General features: G+C 68.6%; 8 protein-coding genes and 2 pseudogenes. 8 read left to right on the forward strand and 2 right to left on the reverse strand.

Annotated elements, in window-relative coordinates; genetic code table 11:
* Positions 1 to 44: 44 nt before the first annotated feature.
* The 3 genes and pseudogenes from A5698_RS18380 to aroQ all read left to right on the forward strand — a co-directional run.
* Positions 45 to 560: pseudogene (locus A5698_RS18380) on the forward strand (shikimate kinase); the annotation flags it as partial.
* Between the two features lie 136 nt (positions 561 to 696).
* Entirely contained in the window at positions 697 to 1,782 is a 1,086-nt protein-coding gene (aroB, locus tag A5698_RS18385; RefSeq protein ID WP_067090372.1) for a 3-dehydroquinate synthase, read from the forward strand.
* Positions 1,779 to 2,246 (forward strand): type II 3-dehydroquinate dehydratase, encoded by a 468-nt coding sequence (gene aroQ, locus A5698_RS18390; RefSeq protein WP_068299852.1) that lies wholly within the window; start codon positions 1,779 to 1,781, stop codon positions 2,244 to 2,246. Before aroB ends, aroQ begins: the two co-directional genes overlap by 4 nt.
* Here the strand turns inward: aroQ and A5698_RS18395 are convergent.
* Together A5698_RS18395 and A5698_RS18400 are read right to left on the reverse strand one after the other, a co-directional pair.
* Positions 2,174 to 3,070, reverse strand: a complete 897-nt coding sequence (locus A5698_RS18395) for a hypothetical protein (RefSeq protein ID WP_068299859.1) — start codon at positions 3,068 to 3,070, stop codon at positions 2,174 to 2,176. The genes aroQ and A5698_RS18395 overlap by 73 nt on opposite strands.
* Before the next feature lie 18 nt (positions 3,071 to 3,088).
* Complete coding sequence (locus A5698_RS18400) at positions 3,089 to 3,637, reverse strand: B-4DMT family transporter (protein WP_068299860.1); 549 nt, start codon at positions 3,635 to 3,637, stop codon at positions 3,089 to 3,091.
* A gap of 33 nt (positions 3,638 to 3,670) precedes the next feature.
* Here A5698_RS18400 and A5698_RS18405 point away from each other — a divergent pair, with 33 nt between their 5' ends.
* From A5698_RS18405 to A5698_RS28695, 5 genes and pseudogenes are all read left to right on the forward strand, one after another.
* Entirely contained in the window at positions 3,671 to 4,756 is a 1,086-nt protein-coding gene (locus tag A5698_RS18405) for a M24 family metallopeptidase (RefSeq protein WP_068299863.1), read from the forward strand.
* 16 nt (positions 4,757 to 4,772) lie between these two features.
* Positions 4,773 to 5,336 carry an elongation factor P gene (gene efp, locus A5698_RS18410; protein WP_067082817.1) on the forward strand — a complete coding sequence of 188 codons (564 nt, stop codon included), beginning with the start codon at positions 4,773 to 4,775 and terminating at the stop codon, positions 5,334 to 5,336.
* A gap of 32 nt (positions 5,337 to 5,368) precedes the next feature.
* The gene (nusB, locus tag A5698_RS18415; RefSeq protein ID WP_068299865.1) at positions 5,369 to 5,848 is read left to right on the forward strand and encodes a transcription antitermination factor NusB; all 480 of its coding nucleotides are present in this window, start codon (positions 5,369 to 5,371) and stop codon (positions 5,846 to 5,848) included.
* Between the two features lie 3 nt (positions 5,849 to 5,851).
* A complete protein-coding gene (locus A5698_RS18420) occupies positions 5,852 to 6,400 on the forward strand; it encodes a hypothetical protein (RefSeq protein ID WP_068299867.1) in 549 nt (182 codons plus the stop codon).
* A gap of 180 nt (positions 6,401 to 6,580) precedes the next feature.
* Positions 6,581 to 6,655 (forward strand): annotated as a pseudogene (locus A5698_RS28695) (GntR family transcriptional regulator); the annotation flags it as partial.

A 6,655-nucleotide genomic window follows, 5' to 3' on the forward strand; every position in this document is an offset into this window, starting at 1 on the left:
GCCGCGCGCGAGCCCGCCACGCAACGGGTCCAGGCTTCGGGCTGATGGCGCCGCGCGCAGTGCTGGTGGGGCTGCCCGGTTCGGGTAAGTCGACCATCGGGCGGCGACTGGCCAAGGCGCTCGACCTCTCGCTGCTCGACACCGACGCCGCGATCGAGGAGACCACGGGCCGCACGATCGCCGACATCTTCGCCACCGACGGTGAGAAGGAGTTCCGGCGGATCGAGGAAGAGGTGATCCGCGCGGCGCTGCAGACCCACGACGGTGTGTTGTCGCTGGGTGGTGGCGCCGTCACCACACCCGGCGTGCGCGAGGCATTGGCCGGGCACACGGTCATCTATCTGGAGATCAGCGCCGCCGAAGGTGTGCGCCGCACCGGCGGGAGCACCGTGCGTCCGCTGCTCGAGGGCGGCGACCGCGGCGAGAAGTTCAAAGCGCTGATGTCCGAACGCGTTCCGCTCTACCGCCAGGTGGCGACCATTCGGGTCAACACCAACCGGCGCAACCCGGGCGCGGTGGTGCGCTACATCGTGACCCGCCTCGAGAATCCCGACGGCTCACACCCATCGCGGCGTAAACGCCGCTCGCCGTGGCGCAGGAGTCCGTCGTCGCTGACCGCAGAACCCAGTACCGAGGCCCCGCCGTCACCGGCGGCGGTCGCCGCCCGCAATCCGAAGGTCAACCGTGACTGAACCCGTGGCCAACCCCGTCACCATCGAGGTGCTCGTCGACCCGCCCTACCCGGTGATCGTCGGCACCGGACTGCTCGGCGACCTCGTGCGCGTGCTCGAGGGCCGGCACAAGGTCGCTGTCCTGCATCAGCCGACGTTGGCGCAGACCGCCGAGGTCATCCGAACCGCGCTGGCGGACAAGGGCATCGACGCACACCGCATCGAGATCCCCGACGCCGAGAAGGGTAAGGACCTGCCCGTCGTCGGGTTCATCTGGGAAGTCCTCGGCCGCATCGGGGTGGGCCGCAAGGACGCGATCGTCAGCCTCGGCGGGGGAGCGGCCACCGACGTCGCAGGCTTCGCCGCCGCCACCTGGTTGCGCGGAATCGACATCGTGCACGTGCCGACCACGCTGCTCGGCATGGTCGACGCCGCGGTCGGCGGCAAGACCGGCATCAACACCGACGCGGGCAAGAACCTGGTCGGCGCGTTCCATCAGCCGGCTGCCGTGCTCGTCGACCTCGCGACGCTGGAGACGTTGCCGCGCAACGAACTCGTGGCGGGCATGGCCGAGATCGTCAAGGCCGGGTTCATCTCCGACCCCAGGATCCTCGACCTGATCGAGGCCGACCCCGAGGCCGCGCTCGATCCGGCGGGCACCGTCCTGCCCGAGCTGATCCGGCGCGCGATCGCGGTCAAGGCCGAGGTGGTCGCCGCCGACGAGAAGGAATCGCAACTGCGCGAGATCCTCAACTACGGCCACACGCTCGCCCACGCGATCGAACGCCGCGAGCGCTACCAGTGGCGCCACGGCGCCGCCGTCTCGGTGGGCCTGGTGTTCGCCGCCGAACTCGGCCGGCTCGCGGGCCGCCTGGACGACGAGACCGCCGACCGGCACCGCTCCGTGCTGACCTCGCTGGGGCTGCCCATCACCTACGACCCCGATGCGTTCGGCGAGTTGCTGGAGAACATGGCCGGCGACAAGAAGACCCGCGCGGGCGTGCTTCGCTTCGTCGTGCTCGACGGGCTCGCCAAACCGGGACGCCTGGAGGGGCCCGACCCGTCACTTCTGGCGGCGGCCTACGCAGAAATAGGAGCGGTGACGTCATGACCCAGACGGTGCTGGTGCTCAACGGTCCCAACCTCGGCCGGCTCGGCCGGCGCGAAGCCGACGTGTACGGCAGCACCACCCACGACGAGCTGGTGGCGCTCATCGAGCGCGAGGCCGATGCCCTTGGTCTCAAAGCCGTTGTGCGTCAAAGCGATAACGAGGCAGACCTGCTGGGTTGGATTCACGCGGCCGCCGACGCGGGGGATCCGGTGATCCTCAACGCGGGCGCGCTGACCCACACCTCGGTCGCGCTGCGCGACGCGTGCAGTGAGCTGCGTGCACCGCTGATCGAGGTGCACATCTCAAACGTCCACGCGCGCGAGGAGTTTCGGCACCGTTCGTACCTGAGCGCGGTGGCCACCGGCGTGATCGTCGGCCTCGGTGCGCAGGGCTACCTGCTGGCCCTGCGGTACCTGGCCAGCCTCGACGGGGAACCCGAACCGCCGGTACTGGCGACCGAATAGCAGATCGCGGTCGAGATCACCGTCGGCAGCACCAGCGTCAGCATCAGCACGAAAAGCACGATCGCGGGATTCGGCGCGGTGAGCCAGGCCTCGGGGATGCGTGCCAGGCTGACCGCGAGCCATGACCCGGCAATGGCGAGCACCACCGTGCCAACCGTCGCGAACTTGATCGAGCGCAACTCGAGCAGCGTCGGTTCGCCGGTGTCGGCCAACGATTTCCGCAACGTTCGGGTGCGCAGGTACACCAGCGCGAAATCGGCGATGACGAAGGCCGCGGCCGCGACGACGATGGTGCCCTCGATCCACACGTCGGGTCGGTGGCCCCACATGAACCGCAGATAGTCGATCGACGTCTCGGACACGATCAGCGTCGCCGTCATCGCGGCCGCGAAGGTCAGCCAGCCGCCGAGTTCGGCCAGAAAGCAGTACGCGCGGACGTCGGCGGGGTCCTGATCGCTCACCTTGTTGACGGCGTGGCTGGCCAGCATCCACCCGAGCCCGCCGAAAAGGGCCGTCGCCCCGGCTGCCAGCATCCCGGTCGACACCGCTCCCTGGGTCCAGGCGATCGCGCACGTCGCCCGCCGCGCGCCGTCGGGCACCTGCGTGCCGGTGATCAAGCTGAACAGGAAGCTGTCGAGCATGAGAACCAGAACGGCGGAGGAGAACAGCGCGAGCGTGTGCACGCCTTCGCGACTGTTCTTGTCGAACAGCAGCGCGATCGCGGTGATCAGGAAGCCGCCGAGCACCCCGGCCAGTTGGGAATTCGATGCCGCGGACGACAGCACGCTCCACTGATCGGACGTGCAGAACTCGTCCGGGTTCACGGAGCGCTGTGCTTGGAGTTAGGCCCGGTCCTCGCGGGGCGCGCCCTCGGTGGTGGTCTCATCGGCGCGCGGCTGGCTGACCGCGGCAAACACATCGGTGTCGGCACGGTCGTCGTCCCCTGCGTGATGCAGATGCGGGGTCTGGTCGGCCTTGCGGTCGACCAGCCAGCGGCCGAGCGCCACGCCGGCGAGCGCCATCAGGAACACCACCAGCGCGGTGAAGGCCGCGAACGTGGTGAGCTCGTTGACCAGCGCCTCGACGTAGAGGGCCTTGTAGAAGATCGAGATGAACCAGGCCACCGCGCCGCTGACGATCCCGGCGAACAGGCCGGCCAGGAGCCAGGTCATCGCCAGGTCACCCCGGCGGTCCGGGTCGGGGTTGGCCCGGGCGTCGGCCCGGCCGTCGGCCAGTCCCCACACGAACACCGCGACGGCGAACAAAACCACCAGCACGACGCTGATCAGACCGGCTTTGGTCTCCCACCCGTTGATCAGCGCGCCCTGCAGCAATCGCACGATCACCATCAGGGTCGCGAACACCAGTCCGCGCAGCAACCACTTACTCATGGGGCCTCACCTTAGCGAGTAGCGTCATCGACCGTGACTATTTCACAGCGTCGGCACCGGCTGCGCGAGCGGCTGGCCGAATCCGAGATCGATGCCATGTTGGTATCGGACTTGGTGAACGTGCGCTATTTGAGCGGGTTCACGGGCTCCAACGCCGCGCTGCTCATCAAGGCCGACGACGAAACGCCGGTGCTGGCCACCGACGGGCGCTACCGCACGCAGGCCGCGCAGCAGGCCCCCGACGTTCAGATCGTCATCGAGCGGCCTTGCGGCCCGTATCTGGCGCGGCGCGCCGCCGCCGACGGGGTGCACAAGCTCGGCTTCGAGAGTCACGTGGTGACCGTCGACGCGTTCGCGGCCTTGGCGAAGGCAGCCGGCGAGCAGACCGAATTGCTGCGCGCCGCCGGGACCGTCGAGGCGCTTCGCGAGGTCAAGGATGCCGGCGAGGTCGCGCTGCTGCGGTTGGCGTGCGAGGCCGCGGACGCGGCCCTGCGCGATCTCGTCGACCGTGGCGGCCTGCGGGCCGGGCGCAGCGAGAAGGAGGTCGCCCGCGAACTCGAGTGGCTGATGCTCGAACACGGCGCCGACGGCCCGTCGTTCGAGACGATCGTGGCGGCCGGGGCGAACTCGGCGATTCCGCATCACCGGCCCACCGACGCCGTGCTGGCCGCGGGTGACTTCGTCAAGATCGATTTCGGCGCGCTGGTGTGCGGCTATCACTCCGACATGACCAGGACGTTCGTGCTGGCGCCGATCGCGGACTGGCAGCGCGAGATCTACGACCTGGTGGCCACCGCGCAGAAGGCGGGCCGCGAGGCGCTCGGCCCCGGCGTCGCGTGCAAGAACGTCGACGCCGCGTCGCGGCAGGTCATCGCGGACGCCGGCTATGTCGAGAACTTCACCCATGGGCTGGGACACGGTGTCGGCCTGCAGATCCATGAAGCGCCGGGGATCAGCGGCGCGTCCGTCGGTACACTGCTTGCTGGCTCCGCGGTGACCGTGGAGCCCGGCGTCTATCTGCCCGACCGTGGCGGCGTCCGAATCGAGGACACGCTCGTCGTCGGACCCGACGCTCCAGACTTGCTCACCCGGTTCCCCAAGGAACTGGCCATCCTCTGACAGGAGTACTACCAACGTGGCAACGACCGCCGACTTCAAGAACGGGCTCGTCCTGGTGATCGACGGCCAGCTGTGGCAAATCACCGACTTCCAGCACGTCAAACCCGGCAAGGGGCCGGCGTTCGTGCGCACCAAGCTCAAGAACGTGGTGTCCGGTAAGACCGTCGACAAGACCTACAACGCCGGGGTGAAGGTCGAGACCGCCACGGTCGACCGCCGCGACGCGACCTACCTCTACCGCGACGGTTCGGACTTCGTGTTCATGGACTCCGAGGACTACGAACAGCACCCGCTGCCCGAGTCGCTCGTCGGCCGCGCCGCCGACTTCCTGCTCGAGAGCATGCCGGTGCAGATCGCCTTCCACGACGGCAATCCGCTGTACCTGGAGTTGCCGGTGACCGTCGAACTCGAGGTGACCCACACCGAGCCGGGCCTGCAGGGCGACCGCTCCAGTGCGGGCACCAAACCGGCGACGGTGGAGACCGGTGCCGAGATCCAGGTGCCGCTGTTCATCAACACCGGCGACAAGCTCAAGATCGATTCGCGCGACGGAAGCTACCTGGGCCGGGTGAATGCCTGACCGGGGCGAGCGGAGCGCAGCGGAGCGACGGGGTGAGTGACCGGAAAGGCGATCGGGGCAGGCACCAGGCCCGCAAGCGCGCCGTCGACCTGCTCTTCGAAGCCGAGGCGCGCGGCCTGACCTCAGCGGAGGTGGCCGAGGCGCGCAATGCGTTGGCGGAGAAGCAGTCCGACGTATCGCCGTTGAACCCGTACACACTGACGGTGGCCCGCGGCGTGACCGAGCACGCGGCCCACATCGACGATCTGATCGCCGCACACCTGCAGGGCTGGACGCTCGAACGGTTGCCCGCGGTCGATCGCGCCATCCTCCGAGTGGCGGTGTGGGAACTGCTGCACGCCGAGGATGTGCCCGAGCCGGTGGCCGTCGACGAGGCCGTCGAACTCGCCAAGCAGTTGTCCACCGATGACTCACCGGGTTTCGTCAACGGCGTGCTGGGACAGGTCATGCTCGTGACGCCACAGATCCGGGCCGCCGCGCAGGCCGTGCGAGGTGACAGGAGCGGGGGATAGCCGATGCCCACACCGCAGGACTGGGCGCCGTACTCGAGCGTCGAGGAAGCGGCGAGGGTGTATCTGCGCGACCCCGAACTCGCGCTCGACCAACTGCGGTCGGTGGTGGACCTGCCCACGATCCGGTCGTTCATCATGTCGCGCGGCTACACCGACGAGCCGTGGGGTGACGAGGACCAGGCCCTGTGGCAGGAGATCGTGCTCACCGACGGGCGCCGGCTGATCATGTGGCGCGCCGACGACGAGATGTCCTCGAGCGATCGGGACCGTCGCGTACTCAACGCCTCGGTGCGCACCATCCTGCTGTCGACGATCACCGATCACGTGCTGACCGCCGAATACGAGGTCCTCGACGACGACACCCGGCGGCTGTCCGAGGTCAGGCTGCGGATGTACACCCAACTGATCACGCGTTCACGGCAGAGGTCGGCCACCGAATCCGACATCTACTGCGAGTCGTTCCGCTATTACAAGTCCGTGGACAACGGCGGGTTGGCTCAGATGCAACGGCTGTTGCAGTTCGGTCGGGTGCTCTCGCGCTGCATGCAATAGCGCGTCACTTCTGTTCACCGCGATTGTTATTCGCGTCCCGTGGCCGCGGTGACGCATACGCGTCATCCGCCGGACTTTCGCCTGGTAGCCGCCTGACGCGGGCGGCGCATTGAACGCTGCTGCTCCGCGGCGATTTTCGGGGCCGCGCGACGGGTCGGCGACGCCCCTAGCGTGTTTCGCATGTCGCAGCCCGAGCCGACGCCGCTTCGGCGGCCGCGCGCCGACCGCGCTCGCCAGGTCGCCGATGTGTTGCGG

This window comes from Mycobacterium sp. E136, from assembly GCF_001666865.1.
Lineage (GTDB): Bacteria > Actinomycetota > Actinomycetes > Mycobacteriales > Mycobacteriaceae > Mycobacterium.